The organism is Pseudomonas sp. DWP3-1-3b3 (assembly GCF_049896305.1).
Lineage (GTDB): Bacteria > Pseudomonadota > Gammaproteobacteria > Pseudomonadales > Pseudomonadaceae > Aquipseudomonas > Aquipseudomonas azotoformans_A.
On sequence record NZ_JAFCUA010000001.1, the window covers coordinates 132,742 to 156,941 of the forward strand.

At 62.1% G+C, this 24,200-nt stretch carries 31 protein-coding genes; 9 read left to right on the plus strand and 22 right to left on the minus strand.

Annotated elements, in window-relative coordinates; all coding sequences use genetic code 11:
• Positions 1-6 precede the first annotated feature (6 nt).
• The 4 genes from phnF to phnC form a co-directional block, all read right to left on the minus strand.
• Positions 7-711 carry a phosphonate metabolism transcriptional regulator PhnF gene (phnF, locus tag ACP7BX_RS00655; RefSeq protein WP_314531583.1) on the minus strand — a complete coding sequence of 235 codons (705 nt, stop codon included), beginning with the start codon at positions 709-711 and terminating at the stop codon, positions 7-9.
• 36 nt (positions 712-747) lie between these two features.
• On the minus strand, positions 748-1,530 hold the full coding sequence (gene phnE / locus ACP7BX_RS00660) for a phosphonate ABC transporter, permease protein PhnE (RefSeq protein WP_033897602.1): 783 nt from the start codon (positions 1,528-1,530) through the stop codon (positions 748-750).
• A gap of 113 nt (positions 1,531-1,643) precedes the next feature.
• On the minus strand, positions 1,644-2,645 hold the full coding sequence (gene phnD, locus ACP7BX_RS00665) for a phosphonate ABC transporter substrate-binding protein (RefSeq protein ID WP_033897601.1): 1,002 nt from the start codon (positions 2,643-2,645) through the stop codon (positions 1,644-1,646).
• A 32-nt stretch (positions 2,646-2,677) separates the two neighbouring features.
• On the minus strand, positions 2,678-3,511 hold the full coding sequence (gene phnC / locus ACP7BX_RS00670) for a phosphonate ABC transporter ATP-binding protein (RefSeq protein WP_033897600.1): 834 nt from the start codon (positions 3,509-3,511) through the stop codon (positions 2,678-2,680).
• Between the two features lie 600 nt (positions 3,512-4,111).
• Between phnC and ACP7BX_RS00675 the strand changes: the two genes are divergently transcribed.
• Positions 4,112-4,387 (plus strand): DUF6124 family protein, encoded by a 276-nt coding sequence (locus ACP7BX_RS00675; protein WP_426130427.1) that lies wholly within the window; start codon positions 4,112-4,114, stop codon positions 4,385-4,387.
• Positions 4,388-4,490: 103 nt separating this feature from the next.
• Here ACP7BX_RS00675 and ACP7BX_RS00680 read toward each other — a convergent pair whose 3' ends face one another.
• From ACP7BX_RS00680 to ccmA, 10 genes are all read right to left on the minus strand, one after another.
• The gene (locus tag ACP7BX_RS00680; RefSeq protein ID WP_095015295.1) at positions 4,491-4,886 is read right to left on the minus strand and encodes a hypothetical protein; all 396 of its coding nucleotides are present in this window, start codon (positions 4,884-4,886) and stop codon (positions 4,491-4,493) included.
• A gap of 15 nt (positions 4,887-4,901) precedes the next feature.
• Entirely contained in the window at positions 4,902-6,089 is a 1,188-nt protein-coding gene (gene ccmI, locus ACP7BX_RS00685) for a c-type cytochrome biogenesis protein CcmI (RefSeq protein ID WP_426130429.1), read from the minus strand.
• A complete protein-coding gene (locus ACP7BX_RS00690) occupies positions 6,082-6,555 on the minus strand; it encodes a cytochrome c-type biogenesis protein (RefSeq protein WP_017136200.1) in 474 nt (157 codons plus the stop codon). The genes ccmI and ACP7BX_RS00690 overlap by 8 nt, the downstream gene beginning before the upstream one ends.
• A complete protein-coding gene (locus tag ACP7BX_RS00695) occupies positions 6,552-7,088 on the minus strand; it encodes a DsbE family thiol:disulfide interchange protein (protein WP_016978490.1) in 537 nt (178 codons plus the stop codon). Before ACP7BX_RS00695 ends, ACP7BX_RS00690 begins: the two co-directional genes overlap by 4 nt.
• The gene (locus tag ACP7BX_RS00700) at positions 7,085-9,073 is read right to left on the minus strand and encodes a heme lyase CcmF/NrfE family subunit (RefSeq protein ID WP_426130432.1); all 1,989 of its coding nucleotides are present in this window, start codon (positions 9,071-9,073) and stop codon (positions 7,085-7,087) included. Before ACP7BX_RS00700 ends, ACP7BX_RS00695 begins: the two co-directional genes overlap by 4 nt.
• Positions 9,074-9,076: 3 nt before the next feature.
• Positions 9,077-9,532 (minus strand): cytochrome c maturation protein CcmE, encoded by a 456-nt coding sequence (gene ccmE, locus ACP7BX_RS00705; protein ID WP_028615684.1) that lies wholly within the window; start codon positions 9,530-9,532, stop codon positions 9,077-9,079.
• The gene (ccmD, locus tag ACP7BX_RS00710) at positions 9,529-9,705 is read right to left on the minus strand and encodes a heme exporter protein CcmD (RefSeq protein ID WP_061435869.1); all 177 of its coding nucleotides are present in this window, start codon (positions 9,703-9,705) and stop codon (positions 9,529-9,531) included. The genes ccmE and ccmD overlap by 4 nt, the downstream gene beginning before the upstream one ends.
• Positions 9,702-10,457: a heme ABC transporter permease gene (locus ACP7BX_RS00715; RefSeq protein ID WP_314531555.1), complete on the minus strand. Its 756-nt coding sequence runs from the start codon at positions 10,455-10,457 to the stop codon at positions 9,702-9,704. The genes ccmD and ACP7BX_RS00715 overlap by 4 nt, the downstream gene beginning before the upstream one ends.
• Before the next feature lie 83 nt (positions 10,458-10,540).
• Positions 10,541-11,209, minus strand: coding sequence for a heme exporter protein CcmB (gene ccmB, locus ACP7BX_RS00720; RefSeq protein WP_003189951.1), 669 nt, complete (start codon positions 11,207-11,209; stop codon positions 10,541-10,543).
• A complete protein-coding gene (gene ccmA / locus ACP7BX_RS00725; RefSeq protein ID WP_426130435.1) occupies positions 11,206-11,841 on the minus strand; it encodes a cytochrome c biogenesis heme-transporting ATPase CcmA in 636 nt (211 codons plus the stop codon). Before ccmA ends, ccmB begins: the two co-directional genes overlap by 4 nt.
• Positions 11,842-12,041: 200 nt before the next feature.
• Here ccmA and ACP7BX_RS00730 point away from each other — a divergent pair, with 200 nt between their 5' ends.
• Both ACP7BX_RS00730 and ACP7BX_RS00735 read left to right on the plus strand, forming a co-directional pair.
• The gene (locus tag ACP7BX_RS00730; protein WP_426130437.1) at positions 12,042-13,619 is read left to right on the plus strand and encodes a flagellar hook-length control protein FliK; all 1,578 of its coding nucleotides are present in this window, start codon (positions 12,042-12,044) and stop codon (positions 13,617-13,619) included.
• The gene (locus ACP7BX_RS00735) at positions 13,616-13,945 is read left to right on the plus strand and encodes an EscU/YscU/HrcU family type III secretion system export apparatus switch protein (RefSeq protein ID WP_028615680.1); all 330 of its coding nucleotides are present in this window, start codon (positions 13,616-13,618) and stop codon (positions 13,943-13,945) included. Before ACP7BX_RS00730 ends, ACP7BX_RS00735 begins: the two co-directional genes overlap by 4 nt.
• Before the next feature lies 1 nt (position 13,946).
• On the opposite strand, the gene ACP7BX_RS00740 is transcribed toward ACP7BX_RS00735, so the two are convergent.
• The 4 genes from ACP7BX_RS00740 to moaB all read right to left on the minus strand — a co-directional run bounded on the left by ACP7BX_RS00740 (position 13,947) and on the right by moaB (position 17,054).
• On the minus strand, positions 13,947-14,261 hold the full coding sequence (locus tag ACP7BX_RS00740; protein WP_426130439.1) for a hypothetical protein: 315 nt from the start codon (positions 14,259-14,261) through the stop codon (positions 13,947-13,949).
• 38 nt (positions 14,262-14,299) lie between these two features.
• The gene (locus tag ACP7BX_RS00745) at positions 14,300-15,202 is read right to left on the minus strand and encodes a hypothetical protein (protein WP_426130441.1); all 903 of its coding nucleotides are present in this window, start codon (positions 15,200-15,202) and stop codon (positions 14,300-14,302) included.
• Between the two features lie 102 nt (positions 15,203-15,304).
• Positions 15,305-16,531: a gephyrin-like molybdotransferase Glp gene (glp, locus tag ACP7BX_RS00750; RefSeq protein ID WP_426130443.1), complete on the minus strand. Its 1,227-nt coding sequence runs from the start codon at positions 16,529-16,531 to the stop codon at positions 15,305-15,307.
• The gene (gene moaB, locus ACP7BX_RS00755) at positions 16,515-17,054 is read right to left on the minus strand and encodes a molybdenum cofactor biosynthesis protein B (protein WP_025857889.1); all 540 of its coding nucleotides are present in this window, start codon (positions 17,052-17,054) and stop codon (positions 16,515-16,517) included. Before moaB ends, glp begins: the two co-directional genes overlap by 17 nt.
• Before the next feature lie 76 nt (positions 17,055-17,130).
• Here moaB and mobA point away from each other — a divergent pair, with 76 nt between their 5' ends.
• Together mobA and ACP7BX_RS00765 are read left to right on the plus strand one after the other, a co-directional pair.
• Complete coding sequence (mobA, locus tag ACP7BX_RS00760) at positions 17,131-17,733, plus strand: molybdenum cofactor guanylyltransferase MobA (protein WP_426130445.1); 603 nt, start codon at positions 17,131-17,133, stop codon at positions 17,731-17,733.
• Between the two features lie 79 nt (positions 17,734-17,812).
• Entirely contained in the window at positions 17,813-18,034 is a 222-nt protein-coding gene (locus ACP7BX_RS00765) for a YgdI/YgdR family lipoprotein (RefSeq protein WP_016978480.1), read from the plus strand.
• Positions 18,035-18,089: 55 nt separating this feature from the next.
• Here ACP7BX_RS00765 and ACP7BX_RS00770 read toward each other — a convergent pair whose 3' ends face one another.
• The 3 genes from ACP7BX_RS00770 to ACP7BX_RS00780 form a co-directional block, all read right to left on the minus strand.
• On the minus strand, positions 18,090-18,980 hold the full coding sequence (locus ACP7BX_RS00770) for a pseudouridine synthase (protein ID WP_426130448.1): 891 nt from the start codon (positions 18,978-18,980) through the stop codon (positions 18,090-18,092).
• 73 nt (positions 18,981-19,053) lie between these two features.
• Positions 19,054-19,389 carry a hypothetical protein gene (locus tag ACP7BX_RS00775; protein WP_016978478.1) on the minus strand — a complete coding sequence of 112 codons (336 nt, stop codon included), beginning with the start codon at positions 19,387-19,389 and terminating at the stop codon, positions 19,054-19,056.
• A gap of 73 nt (positions 19,390-19,462) precedes the next feature.
• Entirely contained in the window at positions 19,463-19,699 is a 237-nt protein-coding gene (locus ACP7BX_RS00780; RefSeq protein WP_033901398.1) for a glutaredoxin family protein, read from the minus strand.
• A gap of 147 nt (positions 19,700-19,846) precedes the next feature.
• Here ACP7BX_RS00780 and ACP7BX_RS00785 point away from each other — a divergent pair, with 147 nt between their 5' ends.
• On the plus strand, positions 19,847-21,571 hold the full coding sequence (locus tag ACP7BX_RS00785) for a cation:proton antiporter (RefSeq protein WP_426130451.1): 1,725 nt from the start codon (positions 19,847-19,849) through the stop codon (positions 21,569-21,571).
• Here the strand turns inward: ACP7BX_RS00785 and ACP7BX_RS00790 are convergent.
• Positions 21,558-22,766, minus strand: coding sequence for an ammonium transporter (locus ACP7BX_RS00790; RefSeq protein WP_033901411.1), 1,209 nt, complete (start codon positions 22,764-22,766; stop codon positions 21,558-21,560). The two genes, ACP7BX_RS00785 and ACP7BX_RS00790, sit on opposite strands and share 14 nt — an antisense overlap.
• Before the next feature lie 341 nt (positions 22,767-23,107).
• Between ACP7BX_RS00790 and ACP7BX_RS00795 the strand changes: the two genes are divergently transcribed.
• Genes ACP7BX_RS00795 through ACP7BX_RS00805 form a run of 3 tightly spaced genes read left to right on the plus strand, consistent with a single transcriptional unit; the run spans position 23,108 to position 24,146 of the window.
• Positions 23,108-23,422, plus strand: a complete 315-nt coding sequence (locus ACP7BX_RS00795) for a DUF883 family protein (RefSeq protein WP_010211812.1) — start codon at positions 23,108-23,110, stop codon at positions 23,420-23,422.
• Between the two features lie 2 nt (positions 23,423-23,424).
• On the plus strand, positions 23,425-23,808 hold the full coding sequence (locus tag ACP7BX_RS00800; RefSeq protein WP_033901397.1) for a phage holin family protein: 384 nt from the start codon (positions 23,425-23,427) through the stop codon (positions 23,806-23,808).
• Positions 23,805-24,146: a hypothetical protein gene (locus ACP7BX_RS00805; RefSeq protein WP_033901396.1), complete on the plus strand. Its 342-nt coding sequence runs from the start codon at positions 23,805-23,807 to the stop codon at positions 24,144-24,146. The genes ACP7BX_RS00800 and ACP7BX_RS00805 overlap by 4 nt, the downstream gene beginning before the upstream one ends.
• Positions 24,147-24,200 lie beyond the last annotated feature (54 nt).

Here is a 24,200-nt window from a genome sequence, read left to right on the forward strand (position 1 = left end):
TCTCCATCAGGTCACCACTTGGTACTGGAAGCGATCCGAACGGCTGGTGGACTGCGCCAGCTCCACCGGGCGGCCGTCGCGATCGCGGGAAAGTGTGAATACGGTGAGGGCTGGCAAGTGCCGAGGCATCATCAGCAGCGCGGCTTCATCACGGTTGGGCAAACGCGCACCGATCAGGCTTTGGGTGCGCGTCAGCGGCAGGTCGCGTTCGCGCAGGTACTGGCGCAGCGAACCGCCGGTGTAGTCGGCCAGCAGCGGCGCCCGGCTGGCGCAGTAGCGATGGCGAATCAGGCTGACGGGTTGGTGGTTGAGTTTGCGCAGGGTCTGCAGCTCGATCATCGGCGCCATTTCGGCAATGCCCAGGTGCTGCGCCTCATCGCGACTGGCGTAGCAGTAGCGGCGCTTGAGCAGCACCGCTTCCACGCCCATGCCCTGGGCCGACAGTGACTGGCTGTAGGAGGTCTCGGCGCCCATCGGGTAGATCAAGGGGCGATCAAGTACCTGGGTGCCCTTGCCCTGGCGGCGCAACAGGCTGCCTTCGAACACCAGTTCGTCGATGGCGCGGCGCAGCGTGTGGCGGTTGACGCCAAAACGCTCGGCCATGTGCACCTCGCCGGGCAGGAAGTCGCCGGCGCTGTAGCTGCTCAATTCACGGCGCAGAATATCCGCGAGTTCGCGGTACACCGGCTCATCTTGTCTAGACAACTGCATGCTTAAAAAAAGCGCCGCGCGGGCACCCCTCCGACGTCAGATGAACTGCTTGCGCAGGCGTTGGGACAACACATCGATACAGCTCACCACCACGATGATCACCAGCAGCACCGCGCAGGTTTGTACAAACTGAAAGGCGCGGATGTTTTCCCAGAGGATCACGCCGATCCCGCCCGCACCGACCATGCCGACCACCGTGGCCGAGCGCACGTTGGCTTCGAAGCGGTACAGCGCGTAGCTCACCCACAGCGGCATCACCTGGGGGATCACGCCGTAGATCACTTCCTGCAAGGCACTCGCGCCAGTGGCACGCACGCCTTCCACCGGGCCTGGGTCGATGGCTTCGACGGCTTCGGCAAACAGCTTGGCGAGGACGCCGGTGGTGCTGATCCACAGGGCCAAAACGCCAGCAAAAGGACCGAGGCCGACGGCGACCACGAACAGCATGGCGAACACCATTTCATTGATGGAACGGAAGGCGTCCATCACCCGGCGCAGCGGTTGGTGGATCCACCAGGGGGTGATGTTGTCGGCGCAGAGAATGCCCAGCGGCACCGAGCAGACGATGGCCAACACTGTGCCCCAAAGGGCGATTTGCACGGTGACGATCATCTCCTTGAGGTAGGAGCGCCACTCGTGGAAGTCCGGCGGGAAGAAGTCGGCGGCGAAGGTCGCCATGTTTCCGGAGTCACGATACAGCGCCAGCGGGTTCATCTCGGCGCCGTGCCAGGCCCAGGCCAGCAGGACCAGGAACAGGCCCCAGCCGAGGTATTGCGGCCAGGTGCGTTTACCGACGGCTTCAGCGTGCAAGGTTGTCATGGTTGTCCTCGATCTAAATGTGGGAGCTGGCTTGCCTGCGATGGCGGTCTGTCAGTCACAAATGTGCTAGCTGATACACCGCTATCGCAGGCAAGCCAGCTCCCACAGGGGAGTTAGCCGTTGGCTGCGGTTTTTTTGTCGAGTTCGGTGATGCGCTGCTGCAACTTGGCCAGGTCAGCATCGATATCAGCGAGCTTCTTGGCCTTATCCGCCGCTTCCAGCTTGTCGTCCGCGCTGATCGTGGTGCGCTGCTTGAACAGCTCCAGCTGACGGATCGGCAACAGTTGGTCGTCGCTGGAGGCGAGGAACTTGCCCAGTTGCATGTTCTTCAGCACGGCCTTCTCTTCATCGGTGTCACCGTAGTGGGCGAAGAAGTCGCGGATCTTGGTTTTCTCGCTGTCGCTCAGGGCCTTGCTCCACACCATCGGGTCGGCCGGGATCAGCGGCGATTTCCAGATCACCTTAAGCATGGCGGCCTTGTCCGGCTGGGTGACTTCCAGGCGCTCCCAGCTTTCGGTGTTGAAGGTGGCGACGTCCAACTGCCCTTTGGCGACGCTCAAGGCGTTCACTTCATGGCTGGAGTTCAGCGTGCGTTTGAACGCGGTGGCGGCATCCACATTGTTCTTGGCAAACACGTAGTAACCCGGCACCAGGTAGCCCGAGGTGGAGTTCGGGTCACCGTTGCCGAAGGTCAGGTTCTTGGCGTTCTTGAGCATGTCTTCAACGTTGTTGATCGGGCTGTCCTTGCGCACGATCAGCACGCTCCAGTAACCCGCGGCGCCGTTGGCGGCGGCGGTCTGGGCGAAGATCTCGCCGTTGGAGCGGTCCACCGCTTCCATCGCGGCCTTGTTGCCGAGCCAGGCCACGTCGACCTTGTTGAAGCGCATGCCCTGGATCAGGCCGGCGTAGTCGGAGGCGAAGGTGGCGTTGATGGTCAGGCCGGTCTTCTTGTGCATGTCATCCAGGAACGGCTGCCAGATGCTCTTGAGGTTCTGCGAAGACTCGGTGGACATGATGCCGAAGTTGATCGCCTTGTCGGCGGCATGGGCATTGCCCAACGCCACACTGGCCAGCAACACCGCAGACAGAAAGACGTGACCGATACGGTTCAACATGGAAAGGATTCCTGTGGGTCGTGAGTAGGGTTTCAAGCGCGCGCCAGGGCCAGCCGTGGAGTGACGGAGGTTTGGCGGGACTGGTCGGAAAACATCAGGCTGGTGTCGACGTCGGCACCGTACAAATCATTGAGGAAGTGGCTGCTCATCTCGCTGCCCTGGCCGTCAAAATGAATACGGCCACCTTTGAGGGCCACGGCACGCGGGCAATAACGCATGGCGTAATCGACTTGATGCAGGGTCACCACCACGGTCTTGCCGTCCCGGCGGTTGATGTCGGCGAGGATCTCCATGACCTTGCGTGCCGACTCCGGGTCCAGCGAAGCGATAGGCTCATCGGCCAGGATCACCTCGGCGCGCTGGGTCAATGCACGGGCAATCGCCACGCGCTGCTGCTGGCCGCCGGACAAGGTCGAAGCCCGTTGCGCGGCCAAGTCGGCCAGGCCAACGCGCGCCAGGGATTCCAGGGCAAACGCCTTCTCTTCGGCATTGAACAAGCCGAGGTTACCGCGCCAGCGCGGCATGCGGCCCAGGCAACCGAGCAGCACGTTGTCGAGCACGCTCAGGCGGTTGACCAGGTTGAACTGCTGGAAGATGTAGCCGATGTCTGCGCGCAGCCGCCGCACCTTGCCATTCAAGCGCCCACTGGCCTGCACTTCCCGGCCCAGCACCTTGACGCTGCCGCCATTGCTCTTGTCGCAACAAGCCAGGCCCGCCAAGTGGCGCAACAAGGTGGACTTGCCAGAACCGGAAGCGCCAATCAGCGCGACCATCTCACCTGGGGCAATGGTGAGTTCGAGGTCGACCAACGCGGATTTCTTCGCAAAGGTCTTGTTCAAGTGATCGACATGGATAGCGTGATTCATGGGCTTCTCTGTCTTGTTTGAACAGCCACGGGGTGGCTGCGTTTGAGTTCAAACGACAGTAGGCGCGGGAGGTGTCAGCCCTATGACTTGCACATGACTGGAGGGGGTCGGTTGGATGAAGGTTTTGTGAAAGGTTGGACTTGGCTGAAACTCGGATCAACCCTGTGGCGAGCAGGCTTGCCCTGCGTTGGGCTGCGCAGCAGCCCCAGTATGGCCACCGTGTTCATTCAGGCAGAACGCGTCGCCAGGTTTTGGGGCCGCTTCGCAGCCCGACGCGGGGCAAGCCCGCTCGCCACAACAAGCCTGCTCACCACAACATATGCGATTTTTCCTACCTTCTCTGTCGGTTGCGGTTGCTATAACGCACCGTTAGCCTCTCGCAATCGCTGCTCATCAGCGATCAGGCTTGGTCGCCTGGATTAGAATGGCGCACAGTGCCGCGCAAGCGGCATTATTGTGTTCGCGTTATGGCGAGCTGTGCGTGGGAGGGCTTAGGCCCTGCCGGGTTTCCATTCCCTGGTCGACCAACCTGCGTACAGCTCGCCACCCTTCTGCTTGGTCGCGGATGGGGTGAGCTCTAACTGAATGGAGCTTTACTGCATGAAGAAAGTTACTCCAAATCCCCCGCCATCCACCTCGGATGACACACCACAAACCCCACCCAATCTCATCTTCACCGTCCGCCCCGGCCTAAGCACCGAAGCTGCATTGAGCAATGCGAGCGAGATGCTGGAGTCGGCAACCGTGTGTGCCTATGACTGTGTCGAGCACTTGGATGGCTCGGGCCGCAAGCAGGTGTTGGCGGTGGTGCAGATGATTGAGATTGCGCAGTTGTTGGTGGATGAAGCGCTGAATCGGGAGTGTCCAGTGGCCTGACAGGCCGCCATCGCGGGCAAGCCCGGCTCCCACAGGTGATCTTCATTGGTTTGGAGAACGTGTTTCACAGGCATGAAAAAGGCGACCCGAAGGTCGCCTTTTGTCATTGCGCGTACTGCTTGCTCAACCCCGGCGGCACGCCTTGCACGTCGGTCTCTTCCCACGGGCCATTCGGGCTGATGGAGCGGCTCCAGCCGTTGCTCCAGCGGTAATACGTGCGCTGGCGGTAGAAGGTGTCGGGCTGTTCGTCCAGCACATACACCTGCATCTTGCCGTCCCAGTGGCTCACGGCGCCCGGGGGTGGGGCGAAGGTCGCGGATTTGGTGGGCACTGGCTTTGGCGCTGGGGTCACTGGGCCGGAAGGCTTGGTGCTTGGCTGGGTCGACGGGCCTGACGGTGGGATGGTCGGGCCGGTCGGCGCGGGAGGTGGGCGGTGGACCGCACAGGCGCTCAGGCCGAGTACCAGGCTGAGCAAGGTGATGCGTGCAAATGCGGTCATGGGCGTTTCCTCGATTTACTTGTCCGGACTGTCGATGGTCAGCTGCTGCAAGGCAGTGGTGCTGCTGGCCAAAGGTTGGCTGCGGCCGATCCACTCGCCAGCTGTCGGAACACCAGCCCGGGATATGCGCGCAACCAGTTGGACTTCGGGGAAGTTCGACAGTTTCAACTGCGGCATCATTGCGTCAGCATCGCCCAGTTCGACGGTGATCGGCAGTTCGGCGACGGTGACACGCTTGGCGGCCAATGGCGCCGGTGGGCCGGAGACCGCACGGGCAAAGATGAATACGCTGTCAGTGGGCAGGGCTTTGGCCTTCACGTCGGCGCTCAGATCTACCCGAACCTTCATCGCGGTTTTTTGAGGGGCGACGGTGCCGCCGCTTTCTTTCAGCTTCTCAGCAGCGCGATCTATGCCACCTTGCAACGCCGCACGGGAGTTGTCTTCCGCTGGCAGTTGGGCCAGCAGACGGTTCCAGTAGTCAATCGCCTCCTGATAACGCTGACCTTCAAAGGCCGCGATACCGAGCAGGCCAAGGCTGGTGACTTCCTTCGGATCCAGCTTCAAGGCTTCATCGGTCAGCGCCTGAACCTTGGGCGACCACTGCTTGTTGTCGGCAAAGTACTGCGCCTGGGCCCACTGGCCGAGCAGTTCCGGCTGGCGCCCGACCAGCGCCACGGTGCGTTCGAAGACCTTGGCCGCATCGGCGGAACGGTCCTGGGCCATGTAGGCACGGCCGAGGAAATACAGGCCTTCCGGTGAATCCGGTTGGGCGGCGGCAGCGCGCTCCAGGCGGTGGGTCATGTCTTCCATGGATACCGGCGGCTGGGAGAACTCGCGGGTCAGTTCAACCTTGTCGCTGGCCCCGTAATGCAGGTACAGCGCAACGCCCAGGACGGGCACCAGAAACGCCGCCAAAAACGGCAATGGCTTGCCCAGGCGCGATTCGCGGGGCTTTTCCACACCTTCGGTGTCGGCCAGCAATTCGCGCGCAGCTTCGGCACGGCCGGTGTCGAGTTGGGCTGCGTTGAGCACACCTTCGTCCTGTTGCACTTGCAGCTCGGCCACACGTTCTTGGTAGAGCGCCACGTTCAGCGCGGTGCGATCCTCTTCGCGCTGGGCACGGCGGCCGCGCAGTACAGGGATCAACAGGAAACTCAGGGCAATCAGAAGCAGCAAGCCGGCTGCGAGCCAGAAATCAATCATCAGTCTTGGTGTCCAGCAATTGGTCGAGGCGTTTACGCTCATCAGGGGACAGCGCGTCGGAGCCGTCAGTCGGCGCGGCACGACGGCGGCGCACGATCACGGCCATCACGACGACGCCAGCCAACAACAGCCCGGCAGGGCCGAACCAGAGCAGCGCGGTCTTGCCGGTGAGGGCCGGTTTGTAGCGCACGAAATCACCGTAGCGGTCGACCATGAAGTCGATGATCTGCTGGTTGTCCTTGCCCTCCCCCAGCATGCGGAAGATTTCTTTGCGCAGGTCGGCGGCGATGGGTGCGTTGGAGTCGGCGATGTCCTGGTTCTGGCACTTGGGGCAGCGCAGTTCCTTGGTGAGTTCGCGGAAACGCTCGCGGTCACCGTCCTTGGCGAATTCGTAGGTGTCGATGGCGGCATGGGCCACACCGACCAGTCCAAGCGCCAGGACCGCAGCAGCTAACAGACGCTTCATGGCTTGGCCTCATCGACCAGGGCCTGGTACTTGGCGGCCAGTTGCTCGCGCCAGACCACTTCGTCGATCACGCCGACGTACTTGTCGCGGATCACGCCCTTGGCGTCGATGAAGAAGGTTTCCGGGGCGCCGTACACGCCGAGGTTCAGGCCGAGGTTGCCGTCCTCATCGCGGATATCCAGCTGGTACGGGTTGTGGAACTCGGCCAGCCACTTCAAGGCCGCCGCATTGTCGTCCTTGTAGTTGATGCCGTAGATCACCACGCCCTTCTCGGCGAGCTTGTTCAGCACCGGGTGTTCAACGCGACAGGAGATGCACCAGGTGCCCCACACGTTGACCAGCGCCGGTTTGCCCAGCAGGTCGGCCTGGGTCAGGGTTTTGTCGCCCTGCACGGTCGGCAGCGAAAACGCCGGGAACGGCTTGCCGATCATCGCCGAGGGCAGCTCGGCCGGGTCCAGGTACAACCCGCGATACAAGAACACCGCAACCACCAGAAACATCGCCAGCGGCACAACCATCAACCAACGCTTCATGCCGCCGCTCCCTGTAGGCCGAGCGCTTCACGCACCCGGCTCTTGACCTTGACCCGATAACGCCGGTCCAGCGCGGCCAGCAAACCACCGAAACCGGTGAGCAAGCCGCCGAACCAGATCCAGCGTACGAACGGTTTCACGTGCACCCGCACGGCCCAGGCGCCGTCGCCCAAGGGTTCACCCAGCGCCACATACAGGTCGCGGGTGAAACCGGCGTCGATGCCGGCCTCGGTCATCATCGAACTCTGCACGGTGTACAGGCGTTTTTCCGGGTGCAGCACGGCGATTTCCTTGCCGTTACGCACGACACGAACGGTGCCTTTGTCTGACGTGAAGTTCGGCCCTTCGAAGTGCTTGGCACCTTCGAAGATGAAGTGGTAACCGGCCAGGTCCATGGACTCACCCGGCGCCAGGCGCAGGTCGCGCTCGGCGCTATTCTGGCTGGACAGCACCACGCCCAGGGCGCACACGGCGATACCAATGTGGGCGATCTGCATGCCCCAATAACTGCGGGTCAGGCTTGGCAGGCCTTTGATCAAGCCTTTGTGACGGGTCTTGTCGAAGATATCGCGCACGCCGGCCAGCAATACCCAGGCGGCAAGCAGGAAGGTCGCGAGCACCGCCCAGTTGAAATCGCCGTAGGCAAACCCGGCGATCACCGCCAAGGCCACGCTGCCCAGCAGCACCGGCATCAACATGCCCGCCAGCCATTTCAACGGGGTGTCTTTCCAACGCACCAGCACGCCGACGGCCATCACCACCATCAACAGGCCCATCAGCGGAATGAACAACGCGTTGAAGTACGGCGGGCCGACGGACAGCTTGGCGCCGCTCAGGGCATCCAGCACCAAGGGGTACAACGTGCCGAGCAGAATCATCGACGCCGCTACTACCAGCACCAGGTTGTTGCCCAGCAACAGGGTTTCCCGCGACCACAGGTTGAAACCGACCTGGCTCTTGACCACAGGCGCGCGCAGGGCGAACAGCGTCAGGGAGCCGCCGACCACAAACAGCAGGAAGATCAGGATGAACACTCCGCGCTCCGGGTCGGAAGCGAACGCATGCACGGAGGTCAACACGCCCGAACGCACCAGGAAAGTGCCGAGCAGGCTGAGGGAAAATGCCGCGATGGCCAGCAACACGGTCCAGCTTTTGAACACGCCGCGTTTTTCGGTGACGGCCAGCGAGTGGATCAGCGCCGTGCCCACCAGCCAAGGCATGAAGGAGGCGTTTTCCACCGGGTCCCAGAACCACCAGCCGCCCCAGCCGAGTTCGTAATACGCCCACCACGACCCCAAGGTGATACCAATCCCCAGGAAAGCCCAGGCGACGATGGTCCACGGCCGCGACCAGCGTGCCCAGGCCGCATCTAGGCGCCCACCGAGCAAGGCGGCGATGGCGAAAGCAAAGGCCACGGAGAAACCCACGTAACCCATGTAGAGCATCGGCGGGTGCACGATCAGGCCGATGTCTTGCAGCAATGGGTTGAGGTCATGCCCGTTTGTAGGAATCTGCGGCAGGATGCGGCTGAACGGGTTGGAGGTCATGATCAAAAACAGCAGGAAGCCGATGCTGATCATGCCCATCACCGCCAGCACCCGCGCCAGCATCACTTGCGGCAGTTGGCGCGAGAACACCGACACGGCGAAGGTCCAGCCGCCGAGGATCAATGCCCACAGCAGCAGCGAACCTTCGTGGGCGCCCCACACGGCGCTGAACTTGTAGTACCAAGGCAAAGCCGTGTTGGAGTTATTGGCGACGTATGCGACGGAAAAGTCGTCGGTCATGAAGGCGTAGGTCAGGCAACCAAAGGCGAACAGCAAAAAGGCAAACTGGCCCCAGGCGGCCGGCTGCGCCAGGCTCATCCACAGGCGGTCGCCACGCCAGGCGCCGAGCAACGGCACCACGGCCTGGACGACGGCAAAACACAGGGCGAGGATCATCGCCAACTGGCCCAGCTCTGGAATAAACAGTGCGGACGTCATGGCTTAGCCCTCCTTGGCAGGCGTTGGCGCGGATTGGCCGCTGTCTTTGAGGGCCTTGGTGACTTCCGGCGGCATGTATTTTTCATCGTGCTTGGCCAGCACTTCATCGGCCACCACCACGCCGTCGGCGTTGAGCTTGCCCAGGGCGACGATGCCCTGGCCTTCGCGGAACAGGTCCGGGAGGATGCCGCGGTAGGTGATGGTCACGGCTTTGTTGAAGTCGGTGACTACAAAGGTGACGTCCAGGGAATCACCGGAACGCTTCAGCGAGCCCTGCTCCACCATGCCGCCGGCGCGAATCCGCGTATCGACAGGGGCTTCGCCATTGGCGATCTGGGTCGGGGTGTAGAACAGGTTGATGTTCTGCTGCAGGGCACTCAAGGCCAGGGCCACGGCAATGCCGACGCCGGCCAGGATGGCAAGGATGATCAACAGACGCTTTCTACGCAGCGGATTCACTTTTCGGTCTCCCGGCGCAGACGACGCGCCTCTTGTTGCAGGTAACGCTTGCGGGCCAGGATCGGCGCGGCGACGTTGAGGGCCAGCACCGCCAGGCAGATGCCATAGGCCGTCCAGACATACAGGCCGTGATGGCCCATGGCGAGAAACTCGCTGAAAGAAGCAAAACTCATGCGCGCGCTCCCAGGCTGTTTTGCACTTCGGCCTTGACCCAACTGGCGCGGGCTTCACGCTTGAGCACTTCAAGGCGCATGCGCATCAGCAGCACGGCGCCGAAGAAGCAGTAGAACCCCAGCACCATCAATAGCAGCGGCGCCCACATCTCTACCGGCATCGCCGGTTTTTCGGTGAGGGTGAAGGTGGCGCCCTGATGCAGGGTGTTCCACCACTCCACCGAGTATTTGATGATCGGGATGTTGATCACGCCAACAATCGCCAGCACCGCACAGGCCTTGGCGGCGCTGTCACGATTGCTGATCGCGTTGCCCAGGGCAATCAGACCGAAGTACAGGAACAGCAGGATCAGCATGGACGTTAGTCGCGCATCCCACACCCACCACGAACCCCAGGTGGGTTTGCCCCAGATTGCGCCGGTGACCAGCGCCACGGCAGTCATCCACGCGCCAATGGGCGCGGCGCATTGCAGGGCCACGTCCGCCAGTTTCATCTTCCACACCAGGCCGACGATGCCGCACACGGCCAGCATCACGTAGCAGGACTGGGCCAGCATCGCGGCAGGTACGTGGATATAGATGATGCGAAAGCTGTTGCCTTGCTGGTAGTCCGGCGGCGCAAAGGCCAGGCCCCAGACCAGGCCGATGCCGATCAGCAATACGGCAGCGATGCTCAACCACGGCAGCAGCTTGCCGCTGATGCCATAGAACCATTTGGGCGAGCCGAGCTTGTGAAACCAGGTCCAGTTCATTGCTGTTTCCATCACGGTAGCTTTTCGTCGTTGCGAAAAGCTTAGGGTCTTTACTGGTTAAGACAACGCTTAACCAGACCTCATTATTCGCCGACGCTGATCTTCAGGCCGGCCGCTATAGCAAAGGGTGTCAGGGTTACCGCCAGGGCGGTCAGGCTACCAAGCCACAGGAGGTAACCGGTCGCCGGCATGCCCATGAGCGCGGCCTGTAAAGCACCGCTGCCCAGGATCAACACCGGGATATACAAAGGCAGAATCAACAGGGCCAGTAACAGGCCGCCCCGCTTCAAACCCACGGTCAACGCTGCGCCCACTGCCCCCAACAGGCTGAGCACCGGCGTACCGAGCAACAAGGACAGGAGCAACACCGGCAGGCATTCGACGGGCAAGCCCAGCATCATCGCCAGCAGCGGCGAGAGCAAGACTAGCGCCAAGCCGGAAAAAGCCCAGTGTGCCAGTACCTTGGCCAGTACCAGAAGTGGCAGGGGGTGCGACGAAAGGACCCACTGTTCCAGGGAACCGTCTTCGAAATCACTGCGAAACAGCCCGTCCAGCGAGAGCAGGACCGATAAAAGCGCGGCCACCCACACCAGTCCTGGGGACAAGGTTTGCAACAGTTTAGTCTCGGGGCCGACCGCCAACGGGAACAGCGCGATGACAATCGCGAAGAACACCAGCGGGTTGGCCAGTTCCGCAGGGCGACGGCAGAGCAAGCGCGCTTCACGGGCGACCAACAGGGCGAATACGCTCATGCCGACCACCGCCCCAGGTCAAGATCGCGATAGCCAGCAGGCATGCGCGTCAGCGTGTGGTGGGTCGTGAGGATGACCAGACCGCCCTGCTCGCAATGCTGGGCCAGATGTTCTTCCAGCTGGGCGACGCCTTGTTTGTCGAGGGCAGTGAACGGCTCGTCGAGAATCCACAGCGGCGGGCCCGGCAGATACAAACGCGCCAGGGCCACGCGGCGCTGCTGGCCGGCGGACAAAGTGTGGCAGGGAACATCCTCAAAACCCTTGAGGCCGACGGCGGCCAGGGCCTGCCAGATCGCATCGCGGGACGCGGGATGATGCAAGGCACTGAGCCAGCTGAGGTTTTCTTCGGCGGTGAGCACGTCCTTGATGCCGGCGGCGTGGCCGATCCAGATCAGGTTGCGCGCCAGTTCGGTACGTTGTTGGTTGAGGGCCTTGCCGTTCAGGCGAACTTCCCCAGCCGTCGGCTGCATCAACCCGGCCAGCAGGCGCAGCAAACTGGTCTTGCCGCTGCCGTTGGGGCCGCTGACCTGCACCATGTCACCGCCCGTCAGCCGCAGTTCGAGGTGCTCGAACAGCAGGCGCAGGTCGCGTTCACAGGAGAGCGCTACGGCTTCAAGAAGAGGGCTGGTCAAAAGATCGCGGGCCTTTACGGTTCAAGTCGGCGGTGCAGCGGCCGTTAAAGAGAAATGCACAATAACGGCTTTGGCGACCGATTTTAGAGAGCTGGATCAAATAGTTGTGAGGTTTTTACCGCTCTCTTTGCAGACGGGCGGCATTATACATGTGATGCCCTACTCTAAAGAGGGCAATTTCCCCAGAGACGACGCGCGCGATGACCGGTGAGATCAACCTTCCTACGCTTCCACCCGCCCCGGCAGCCGGGCCCGGCCCTGCGCCTGTGGCCGGCGAGTTGCTGAAACTGCTGGAGCCGCAGATCGGCCTGATCGACCCTGGGAAAACCGCGAACGCCGAAGTCATCGCCCTGAAACAAGGCGGTGAAGCCTTTCAGTTGCTGCTCAAGTTGACCCTCGAAGGCGGTCGCCAGACGTTGGTGCAGGCCAGCAGCCCGCAGCCGCTGCCGTTGGGCAGCAATGTGGCGGTGAGCCAGACGCCCACCGGCAACCTGACCCTCAGCCTGCAACAGGCCTTGAGCGCCAATGTCGCCGCCCTGACCCGCATCGACACGAACCAGATGCCGGTGGGCTCGCTGCTTCAGGCCAAGGTGCTGACCACCCAGATGTTGCCCCAGGGCACGGCGCAACCGGCGATCTATCGCTCGCTGGTCACCGTGCTCAACAGCGCACTGACTGGCGCGACCCTGACCGTGGAAAGCCCGCAGCCGTTGCGCGTCGGCAGCCTGCTCAGTGCCGTGGTGCAGAACGCACAGACCTTGAGCTTTGTGCCGCTGAGCGGGCTCAAGGATCAGTTGGCCGTCACCCAACAACTGTCGACCCAGCAAAGTCGCCAAGGCTCGCTGGATGCCGTCTTCACGGCGCTGCAGAACCTGCCACGCGGCGACAGCACCTCCGCCGAGCTGCGCGGCGCTGCCGAGCGTTTACTCGCCGCCCTGCCCGACCTGGCGCAGGTCAGCAACCCCAAGGTACTGGCGCAAGTCATCCAGAACAGCGGTGCCTTTCTGGAAGCCAAGCTGCTCGCCGGGCAAAACCCGCAGGTCCCACCGCTGGACATGAAAGGCGCCCTGCTGCGCCTGGTCGCCGACTTGCTGCCGGCCCTGCCCGCCAGCACCAATATGAATGCCATTCTCGCCGCCAACACCCTGGCCCAGGTGCTGCCCAACTTCGTGCGCAGCCCTTTGAACACCCTCGGCCAGGTCAGCGCCCGCCAGATACCCGCCGGCTTCCCCTTGCCCGAACGGCTGATGGCGAAACTGGAAGGCGAAGGCGACCTGGAAAACCTGCTGCGCCTGGCCGCCGGGGCGATCTCGCGGTTGCAGAGCCATCAGTTGTCGAGCCTGGAACAGACCGGCACCACCGCCGACGGCCGCCTGCAAACCACCTGGCAGCTGGAAATTCCCATGCGCACGTTGCAAGACATCGTGCCATTGCAGGTCAAGTTCCAGCGCGAAGAACCGGCGCCGGACAAGGACCAGCCCGAACGCAAAGAGAAAAAGGACGCCAAGCAGATGCTCTGGCGCGTCGAACTGGCTTTCGACATGGAACCGCTGGGGCCGCTGCAGGTTCAGGCGCAATTGAGCCAGGGCAAACTGTCCAGCCAGTTGTGGGCCTCGCGGCCATTCACCGCCAGCCTGATCGAAAGCCACTTGGGCAGCTTGCGCGAACGCCTGGTGACGTCTGGCATCAATGTCGGTGACCTCGATTGCCACCTCGGAACCCCGCCACGCGGGCCGAAAACCGGACTGGAGCAACGCTGGGTGGATGAAACCGCATGAAAAACGCCAACCCACCGCGCCAGGCGATTGCCCTCAAGTACGACGGCCAGCAGGCACCCACGCTGACCGCCAAGGGCGACGATGCCCTGGCGGAAGCCATCCTGAAGCTGGCGCGCGAAAACGAAGTGCCGATCTATGAAAACGCCGAGCTGGTCAAACTGCTGGCACGGATGGAACTGGGTGACAGCATTCCGGAGGAGTTGTACCGCACAATTGCCGAGATCATTGCCTTTGCCTGGACGCTGAAGGGCAAGTTCCCGGTGGGGTACGACCCGCACGCCGCGCCGGTAGAACGCGACGTGACCGAGCGTGGGGACGACTACTGAATCAGCCGGGCCTCACACCGGCTAACACGCGGGCCGCTACCGAGGTAGCAACCGGCATGCGCTGGGCGTGCTGTTTCAACGCCTGCTCGAACGTCTGCCCCTCATACCGCCGCAATGCCGCACCAAACGCGCTCGCCTGCGCAGGCGCAAGTGGTGCAGTGAAGGCCTCGATGAACGGCGCGTCAATCACGGTGCTGCGAACACTCTCTACCTCTGCCTGTACGGAACGGCTATCCCGGGCAGTGACCTTATCGAATAAGGCTTGATCCTTGATCACAAAATCGTTGGCACCGGGTGCGCGTTGAGCAACGAGCACATTCTGCTGACCGTTCCAGGCCGACAGTGAATACTCCTTTAGCCTGTCCTGGCTGTTCTTGACCGACTCGATACTTGGGCCACGGTGCTCCAGGCCCGCACTGAAAACTGGCTCAGGACATTGAAGTCCATCACCGCCTCATCGGTGCCGCGCTTGAGAATCCGACAGCACAAGGTCGCGAGGTCCACCTGGATATCATGAAAGTGCAGCTTGGGCGCCTGGCTCAAGCGTGCGATATCGGCGATTTTCTGGTTGAAATCGTTTGGCCACAGGTACAACGCATCTCGCGTCAGTGGCTGCCCCAGGCGCTTTTCCATGGGGCCCATGAACTGCTGAACCAACGCCGCGCCCTGGTCATGCACCTGCAACATGCTCGTGCCGGGCATACGGTTCTGGATCATGTTTTTGACAACATCGGTGTTGAGCGCGAACTGGCCGGTGAGAAAGGTGGTTTTACCCGCTGAGGGCGCACCGCGAACTATCGAGACATCCTGCGACAAGGCAGGTGCCGGGTCTTGAAGTATGGACTGGAATTGCGCCAGGTATTTTTCTGCCACCTGCACCGTCAGGTTCTTCAGGATGTTGGCATTGAGGCTGTCCACCTCGGGCAACCAGACATTTTTCTTGCCCAGGGCCTGAGCCAACGTCGGCATGTTTTTGTCAGCTGCGGCCGGGTCGGACCAACTCAGGCGCTCATTATCCTGCAGCCGTTGCAACTCGCCAGGGTTACGCGTCAGCGCCTGCCAGGAAGTGATGCTCGGATCGGCGATCATGCAGGCAAGCCGCTCCCGATAAGTGTTCTCGGAAAGCGGCCTGCCGATCAATTGACTCAAAACGCTACGCGCATTGCTTGAATTGATTGACGCTGCCGTGGGCAAGCCAGGTTCGGCATGCACGGGTGCCGCCACGCCATGAACGGATGCAGCAGGTTGGATAGTCATCTTCAGTCCTCCAGTAACCGGGACTCGAAAAATTAGCCTGCCCGCCCTGCTTGGCTCATAGGACTTATCTTGACTGTGCGCCCGCCACCGGTGAACTGTGTGTCAGCCAAATACCTCACTCAAGGGAATGAAGTTGACCCGGTCGCCGATAGCCAGCGTCGTGCCTTCCAACACCTCCACAAATCCTTCCGCCCACGCCGCACTGCGCAGCACGCCGGAGCTCTGGTTGCGGTAAATGATCGCTTTGCCTTGCTCGATGCGACCGCGCAGGTACTCGCGGCGGTTGCCCGGTTTGGGCCACTCGAACCCCACCGGCACGTCGAAACGCAGTGGCTCGACGTCCTGCACACCTTGGCGGCGCAGCAGATAAGGGCGTGCCAGCAGCGCGAACGTGACCAACGTCGACGCCGGGTTACCGGGCAGGCCGATCACCGGCACGCCACGGAAGTGGCCGAAGGTCAGCGGCTTGCCCGGTTTGATCGCCAGTTTCCACAACGCCAGTTCACCCTCTTCACGCAGGGCGATCCCAAGGAAATCCGCCTCGCCCACCGACACACCGCCCGTGGACAGGATCAAGTCGACACGGCCCAAACCGCCCAGGCACGCGCGGGTTTGCTCCAGATCGTCGGGCAGGATGCCAGCGTCAATCACTTCACAGCCCATGCGCGTAAGCCATGAGCACAGCACGCGCCGGTTGCTGTTGTAGATCTGCCCCGGCCCGAGCGGCAAGCCCGGTTCGATCAACTCATCGCCGGTGGACAGAACCGCCACGCGTGGGCGGCGGATCACTGCCAGGCGATCATGACCGAGGGACGCCGCCAGCCCCAGTTCAATCGGGCCCAGGCGCGTGCCAGCCGTTAAAACAAGCTCGCCTACGGTGGTTTCCTGGCCCTGGGGGCGGATGTTCTGGTCGAGGTGCAGGGGTTCGGTGAAGCTCACGCGCCCATCGGCGTGGACCACGGCGTTCTCCTGCATCTCCACGCAGTCGGCCCCTTCCGGTACGGGGGCGCCGGTGAAGATACGGGCGCAGGTACCGGCGGCCAGGGGGTGTGGCGCCTGGCCTGCGAAAATGCGTTGGCTGACCACCAGGGGTTCGCCGGTCCAGTCCGCCAGGCGCACGGCATAACCATCCATGGCGCTGTTCGGCCACGGCGGCAGGTCGAGGGTGGAGATCAGGTCTTGCGCCAGTACACGACCATCGCAATCCGCCAGCAGCAGGCTTTCCTGCTCACGGATCGGTGCGGCTTCGGCCATCGCCAGCAGTTGAGCCAAAGCGTCTTCCACCGGCAGCAGCGCGCCGGTCTTGCCGGGCTTACCCACGGGATTCACAAGGCTCGGCCTGTTTCAGGTGCGGGACGAAGTTGCACGGGCGGTGACGGTTGTCCAGTTGCTCGGCGAGGATGCCGTCCCAGCCGGTACGCACCGCATTGGTGGAGCCCGGCAGGCAGCACACCAGGGTGCCATTGGCCAAACCCGCCAGAGCGCGGGACTGCACGGTGGAGGTGCCGATGTCGGCTACGGAAATCTGGCGGAACAGTTCGCCAAAGCCGTCGACCTGTTTGTCCAGCAGGCAGCTCACCGCTTCGGGGGTGCTGTCGCGGCCGGTGAAGCCGGTGCCGCCGGTGATCAGCACCACCTGCACCACGTCTTCGGCGATCCAGTGGGCGACCTGGGCGCGGATCTTGTAGAGGTCGTCCTTGAGCAGCACGCGCTCGGCCAGGTTGTGGCCGGCGGCCGTCAGGCGGTCAACGAAGACCTGGCCGGAGGTATCGGTTTCCAGGGTACGGGTGTCGCTGACGGTCAATACCGCGATATTCAGGGGTACGAAGGGCGCATCTGCCTTGGCTTTCATGGCACGGTCCGGTTGTCGAAGGAACAGCCCGATGTTATATCACAGGCCCCCCTTTTGCTGCCGCTGCGGAACTGCCATGCCTATCGATTCGTCCCCACTGCCGTGTTCGGTTTTGCTGCTCTCTGGTGGGCGCGGCCAACGCATGGGCGGCCAGGACAAAGGCCTGCTGGAGTGGCGTGGCCAGCCGTTGATTGCGCATTTGCAGCACTTGGTACGACCGCTCACCGATGACCTGATCATCTCGTGCAATCGCAACCCGCAGCATTACGCCAGCTATGCCGACCAACTGGTAACCGACGACAGCCCGGACTTTCCTGGCCCGCTCGCCGGTATCCGTGCAGGACTTGCCGCCGCCCGCCATGCGCACCTGCTGATTTTGCCGTGCGATGTGCCGCATATCGACGCAGGGCTGATCCAGGCGCTGCGTGAGACCGCGCAACGCAACCCGTTGCTGCCGGTGATGGTGCGCCATGGTGAGTTCTGGGAACCGTTGATCTGCATCGTTCCCACCGGCCTGCGCGATGCGGTGGACAGGGCCTGGCATGCCGGTGAGCGCAGCCCGCGCAAGCTCTTCCTGCAACTGGGCGGCGTGGGCCTGGAATGCCCGGCAGATGACCCGCGCCTGGCCAACCTTAATACGCCGGAGCTGTTACAGACGCCGTCGGGCGTGTCAGAATGAACCTCGCACCCGGAACTTTGTCGACGCTGCATGCGTCACAAGGTCAGCCATTAAAAAGTATTCTCTCGGAGACAGACTCATGACTCAACGGACCATCGCCGCTCTCATGCTTGCACTGGGCCTCGCCACCCTCGCCGGTTGCGCCTCGCCGACAGTGATCACCCTGAATGACGGTCGCGAAATCCAGGCCGTCGACACCCCTAAATTCGACAAGGACTCGGGCTTCTACGAGTTCGAACAGTTGGACGGCAAGCAGACCCGCATCAACAAAGACCAGGTTCGCACCGTCAAAGACCTGTAACTCTTAGCGTTTGCCATCAAGGCCCGCCTCGCGCGGGCCTTGTCGTTTCCGGGGGTTACCAGTCGAGGGTGATCCGGCTGCGGAAACTGCGTTCTTCCCCCGTGACCGGGTCAATAAAACGCACGCCCTGGGCCAGCAGTTTGAGGGGGTTGGCGTAATCGTCTACCGCGTCCTTGATCACGTGGGGGTAGAAGGGGTCGTTGCAGATACTCGCGCCGAGGGCGCTCATGTGCACGCGCAGCTGGTGCTTCTTGCCGGTCACCGGGAACAGGCCGTAGCGCCACAGATCGCCGTTTTTCTCGCGCACCTCCACCGCCGTTTCGGTGTTGGGGACGCCATCACCTTCCTGCATGCGAAAGAACGGCTCGCCATCGACGAGTCGGCTTTTATGCACCCTGGGGAACGTAAGGTTCGGTAGAGCGGGTGCGATGGCTTCGTAGAATTTATCGATCCGGCGTGTGGGAAACAGTTGCTGATAAGCCGATCGACTGGCCGGATTGGCCGAAAACAGCACCAGCCCCGCCGTGTGCCGGTCGATGCGGTGCAACGGTACCAGTGAGGGATTATCCAGTCGGCGAATCAGGCGGCGCAGCAGGGTTTGCTCGACGTATTCACCGGCCGGCGTCACGGGCAGGAAGTGCGGCTTGTCGGCGACCACCAGATGCTCGTCGGCATACAGGATGGTTTCCTGCACCGGGATGACTTTCTCGTTAGGCACTTCGCGGAAGTAGTAGATGCACAAGCCTTCCTTGTAGCCCAGGTCGACGGTGATCGGGGTGCCGTTGATATCCAGCACCCGGCCTCGCGCAATGCGGTCCAGCCAGTGTTCGCGGCTGATCGCCGGGAAGTGCTCGCACAGGCAGTCCAGCACGGTTACCCATGAACCGGGTGGCAGATACAAAGTGCTGGCTTGGTGCTGGGACGCGGAAAAACCGGAGGTGGACATGAAATGCTCAAAGCCTGTGACAAAACCGGCGGGCATTATCCCGCATTGCGCGGGATTGAGCCTAGGGCGGATCTCAAGCCTTGGCCAACTCCGCCCGCAGGATCGGCGAAGCACTGGCGGCGTCGGTGAACTCCTTGAGCCAGCGCAGCACGTCCACTGCCTCCCAGCGGCCCGGATCGTACAACGCGTACAACAAGCCCTGGTAACCCACCACATCCAGCTGCTTGTGGTAGCCGGCGCGCTGGAACAGCGCCTCGATCTCGGCAAAGCAGGTATTGAAATGCACTTTGTTAAAGGGCGTCTTGCCTTCCGTGACCAGGCCATCGAGGCGCAGCTCGTTCACCGCGTCGCGCACGACGTCGGCGGACATGCGATTGACGCTGCTTTTCAGTTGTTCGACATTCACCACGGGCGTTCCCTCAATTCAATCGCTGTACAAACATACAGTAACTTAATATTTGGAAACCTGCCATCGCATAAACCTAACGAAGGAAGGCAACAACCTGTTGTGTGTCAAATGGCCAATCCAGTTCCGCCCCGGTGTCTACCCGGCGAAGCACCGGAATACGCAGGCCGTAGGCTTCGGTCAGGTCGTCGGGGTCGGTGATGTCCACCAATTCCACCAGCAACCCGTGTTCGACGAGCGGCATGATTTCGGCTTCGGCAATCTCACACAGGTGACAACCCAGGGTGCCGAACAGCTGGCATTCAGGAAGCATAGCGAAGGGACCTGATCAGAAAACAGGCAGACATTCTAAGCCCGGTGACCGCCTGAAGCCCACTCTATAAACCCTGACCCAGGTCACCATGGCCTATAACTGTTTCAGCGATTCTCGCGGCTTTTTGCCTGACCCCCTGCAACGGAGATGCGTGTGTTTGCCAACCTGCTGATTATCCTGGCCTCATCCCTGGTGGTGATTGCGCTGTTTCGTCGCCTGCAATTACCCCCCGTGCTGGGATACCTGTGTGTCGGCCTGGCCGTGGGCCCCACCGCGCTGGACTGGGTGAATGACAGTGAAGAGCTACCCGACCTGGCCGAACTGGGCGTGGTGTTCCTGCTGTTTTCCCTGGGCCTGGAGTTTTCCCTGACCAAGATGCTCGCCCTGCGCCGAGTTGTATTTGGCCTGGGCAGCTTGCAGGTGTTGGGGTGCGGGGTGCTGTTGGGACTTTTGTTGATGATCCTGGGTGTGGCGCCGGGTATCGCCTTGTTGCTGGGGGCAGGACTGGCACTGTCGTCCACAGCCATCGTCAGCAAGGAGCTGACCAGCCTCGGGGAGATCTTCAGCAGCCATGGCCAGAACGCGATTGGCGTGTTGCTGTTCCAGGATGTGGTCGCGGTGTTGCTGCTGACCCTGGTGCCGGTGTTCGCTGGCACTGGCGAGCAAGCCTGGTATTGGGCGCTGCCCTTGACCCTGGGCAAGACCGTGGTGCTGTTTGTCGGCTTGCTATTGGCCAGCCGCTGGTTGCTGCCGCGCCTGTTTCATGAAGTGGCCGCCTCCCATTCAGCGGAGCTGTTTGTGTTGCTGGCGTTGGTGATTGTGTTGCTGACGGCCTGGCTCACCCATCTGCTGGGGCTCTCCCCTGCGCTCGGGGCCTTCCTGGCTGGCATGCTGCTGGGCGAAAGCCATTACCGCCATCAGATCGAGGCGGATATCCGGCCGTTTCGCGACATCCTGCTGGGGCTGTTTTTCGTCAGCATCGGCATGCTGATCGATCTGCAATTGTTCGTCAGCCATAGTCTGCTGATCCTCGGGCTGACGCTCACGCTCATGCTGGTCAAAGGCTGTGTGGTCGCGGTGCTGGTCAAACTGCGCGGCAGCGACAGTGAAACCGCCTGGCGCAGCGGCCTGGCCCTGGCCCAGGGTGGCGAGTTCTGCTTTGCGTTGATGGCACAAATGCAGCAAAGCCGGTTGATCCCGGATGAATTTAACGGCCTGCTGCTCGCGGCCACTTTTTGCTCGATGTTGCTCACGCCGCTGTTGTTGCGCGCCGCACCGGGTATCGCCCTGCGCCTGCACCGCAAGCCCAACCAGCAGGTGCAGTTGGAAGCAATCACCGCGCTCAACGCCGAGCTGCGCGGGCACGCGGTGATCTGTGGCTATGGCCGTGTCGGCCAATCCATCGGGCGTTTTCTGCGCAAGGAACAACAAACCTTCATCGCCCTGGATGACGACCCGGAACGGGTGCAGGAAGCCGCCACTGAAGACAGCAGCGTGCATTACGGCGATTGCCGGCGTGGCGCGTTGCTTAGTGCTGTCGGCCTCGAGCGTGCGCGATTGGTGGTGATTGCCGTGGACAACACCGACGTGGCGCTGGTGGTGCTCAAGGAAGCGCGTCGGATCAACGCCGACGTGCCAATCCTGGTGCGTACCCGCGACGACAGCCAGCTGGCAGAACTGAAAGCCGCGGGCGCCAGTGAAGTGGTGCCCGAGTTACTGGAGTCGAGCCTGATGCTCGCCTCCCATGCCTTGATCCTGCTGGGCCTGCCGGACCAACAGGTTCAGGCGCGGGTCGATGAAGTGCGGCAGACCCGCTATCGCCTGCTGCACGGTTTTTATCGGCCGGCAGACGAGCCGATCAATCCTGACTGACCGCGCCGATCTTGTGGATCGACAAGTCCGCGCCGTAATACTCCTGTTCCTGGCTCAGACGCAGCCCGGTGACACGCTTGATCACGCCATACACCAGCAGGCCTCCGGCCAGCGCCACCAGCACGCCGAGGGCGGTGCCGATCAACTGGCTGATCAGGCTGACACCGCCCAACCCACCCAGCGCGGTCTGGCCGAAGATGCCGCAGGCGATGCCACCCCACACGCCACACAGACCGTGCAGGGGCCAAACACCCAGTACATCGTCGATCTTCCAGCGGTCCTGGGCCGCAATAAAGAACCACACAAACAAGCCGCCGGCCACGACACCTGTGACCAGCGCGCCCACCGGGTGCATCAGGTCGGAGCCGGCGCAGATCGCCACCAACCCGGCCAGCGGGCCGTTATGCAAGAAGCCTGGGTCGTTGCGACCGATGATCAGGGCGGCAACTGTGCCGCCGACCATGGCCATCAGCGAGTTGACGGCGACCAAACCGCTGACACCGTTCAGGGTTTGCGCGCTCATCACGTTGAAGCCGAACCAGCCGACGATCAGAATCCACGAGCCCAGCGCCAGGAACGGAATGCTCGACGGCGCAAACGCCACCAGGCGCCCTTCGCGGTAGCGCCCATTGCGCGGGCCCAGCAGCAACACCGCCGCCAGCGCCAGCCAGCCGCCCATGGCGTGCACCACCACGGAACCGGCGAAGTCATGGAAGCTGGCACCAAAGGTCGCGAGCAACCAGGCCTGCAGGCCGAAATTGCCGTTCCACACCATGCCTTCGAAAAACGGGTAGATAAACGCCACGATCAACGCCGTCGCGCAGAGCTGTGGAGCGAACCTTGCACGCTCGGCAATGCCCCCGGAAATGATCGCCGGGATCGCCGCCGCAAAGGTCAGCAGGAAGAAAAACTTCACCAGGCCATAGCCGTGATCGGCACTGAGCACCGCCGCCGGTTGCATGAAGCTCACACCGTAGGAGATCCAATAGCCTATAAAGAAATAGGCCAGGGTGGAGATGGCGAAGTCGCTGAGGATCTTCGACAAGGCGTTGACCTGGTTCTTCTGGCGCACCGTACCGACTTCGAGGAACGCGAAGCCGGCGTGCATGGCCAGGACCATGACCGCGCCGATCAGGATAAACAGGGTATTGGAGCTGTGGACGAGCGTGTCCACTGCACTTTGCAAATTTTCCATGGAGGTTGGCAGGCCTGCAATAAAGGCAAAAAGCACCAAAGCGGTTCAAGCCAGGGTCGAGCGCACTAAATTGGCACCACCGGTCCCACCCCTCTTCAGAGGGCGTGAACCGCTTTAGCGCAGCGATCAACACAACAGGCCGTTGCCGACAGGGTTTTTCCGCGAATTTCAGTTATTTAGGGTAAGGTTTTTCAAGGCTTCCTGCCCGACCGCCCAGATTCAGCGCAAGCCCCGGGGCCTGCGCACCAAGGCAAAGCAAAAGCTGTACCACACAATTGCACTGAACCTTCACCGAAGCCGGTGACTCGAAACGTACAGATCAGCCAATCACGGAGATAACCATGGCCAGAAGAACTGCAAAGACTGCTCAAGAAATACTGATGGCGGATTTTCAAACCCTGGTCAGCGACACCGAAAAGTTGCTGGATGACACCAAGGTGCTGGCGGGTGACCAAGCTGACGAGCTGCGCAGCAAGATCCACGAAAGCCTGCTCAAGGCCCGCGAAACCCTGCAACTGACCGAAGATTCCCTGCGCGAACGCGGCCAGGCGGCGGTCACTGCGACCGAAGACTACGTGCAAGCCAACCCTTGGCAGTCGGTGGGCATTGCCGCCGGCGTGGGCTTTTTGATCGGCCTGCTGGCCACAAGGCGCTAACCATGTCTATCGGCGAAACGGGCTCGTCCACGGGCACCACCTCAAGACGTCTGGGCGCGGCCGTGCTGGGCTTGCTGCACAGCCACGTCGAATTGTTTGGCATTGAATTGCAGGAACAGAAGGCCCGCACCGTCAGCCTGCTGCTGTTTGCCGGCCTGGCACTGGTGTTTGCGCTGCTGTTGCTGGTGGGGTTGTCGACCCTGGTGATGATCCTGGTGTGGGACACCGGCTACCGCCTGACCGGGATCATCTGTCTCTGCGTGTTCTACACGCTGGCCGCAGCCTTCTGCGGGGTGCGCTTGAAAGCGGCGGTATTCGATGAGTCCACGCCGTTCCACGCCACCCTCGAAGAGCTGGCCAATGACCGGGAGCGCCTGCTGCCATGAGCATCACTGAAATCCCGCAAACCACCTCCCGCCGGGAAATGCGCAAGGCGTTGATCCGTCTGCGCATGGAAATGCACCGTCAGGAGATCCGCCACGAGTCCCAGCAACTGATGCTGCCCCTGAACAAGGTGCGCAATATGGGCAGCAACTGGCAGGACAGCCTGGGCATCAAGCACGCGCCGCTGTGGGGCGTGGCCGCGGTGACACTGATGGGTTTCTTTACCGGCAAAGGTGCCAAGGGCGGCGGCATTGGCAGCTTGACGCGCCTGGTGCGCCTGGGCGCCGGCTTGATCCCGTTGATCAAACTGGCCATGCAGGGTTCTTCGCGTAAAAGTTGAGCCTGGCTGGCTGCATTCTTGCTAACAGAATCGGCCCGGCCCTCGTTTTCGAGG